At 42.9% G+C, this 744-nt stretch carries 1 protein-coding gene; it reads right to left on the bottom strand.

Features of this window, described 5'->3' with window-relative positions; all coding sequences use genetic code 11:
• On the bottom strand, positions 1-744 hold a 744-nt coding region (locus RC73_RS19645), incomplete at both ends, for an HlyD family secretion protein (RefSeq protein ID WP_039036208.1).

Genomic DNA, 744 nt, shown 5'->3' with positions numbered 1-744 from the left:
CCAGAAAACCAAATCTCTGGTACGGGAATGCATCAAATCTGAGTCTCGCTTCATCTCTTAGCTTGACGAAACCCGCCGAACGTGTCGGAAGTAACAGCTCAGCTACCAACTGCGCACCCTCAGGAATGATGCTAAGGAGCGGCCTATTCGTCGGTAAGAACTCCCCTTCTTTTACCGCAATGGATGTCACCACCCCTGCTTCTTTGGCGATAATACTGAACTCATAGCCATTTTGGGTTTCATCAATCTGCCGCTGCACATCGGTTTTACGCCTGGCTATATCGGCAAGCCTCAATTCTGTTTGATGGGGGTGACTAGCGACCTCTGCCTTGGCTTCATTTAACTGAGCGCTAATATTAACTATGTTAGACTTGTTGGATTCCATTTCCTGTGCAATTTGCAATAATTTTTGCTGCTGAGATTGATGTTCTGTTTCCGATAAATAACCATTGCTGTATATTTTATTGAAACGCTCAAACTCTTGTTGTTGTAACTTGTGTTTTTTATCAAGCAGTAACTGTTGGCGCTCAAGAACCTTTTCAGTCTCGGTCAAATCCAGAACCTTCTGCTTAAGCCGCTGCAAATCTAGTTTAGCCACCAAAACAGTATTTTTCTCATCTTGCTCAAGTAAGGATAATTGCGACTTTAACCCTGAAAGCAAGGTTTCACTCAGGTCAATCCCATTTAACTGTGGTCTTGATAATAAAACTTTAGCGATTAATTCTCCTTTCTGAACCTTCGAAC

Origin of the sequence: Shewanella sp. ECSMB14102 (assembly GCF_000813075.1) — a bacterium.
GTDB lineage: Bacteria > Pseudomonadota > Gammaproteobacteria > Enterobacterales > Shewanellaceae > Shewanella > Shewanella indica.
This window is presented reverse-complemented; position numbering and strand designations above follow the sequence as displayed.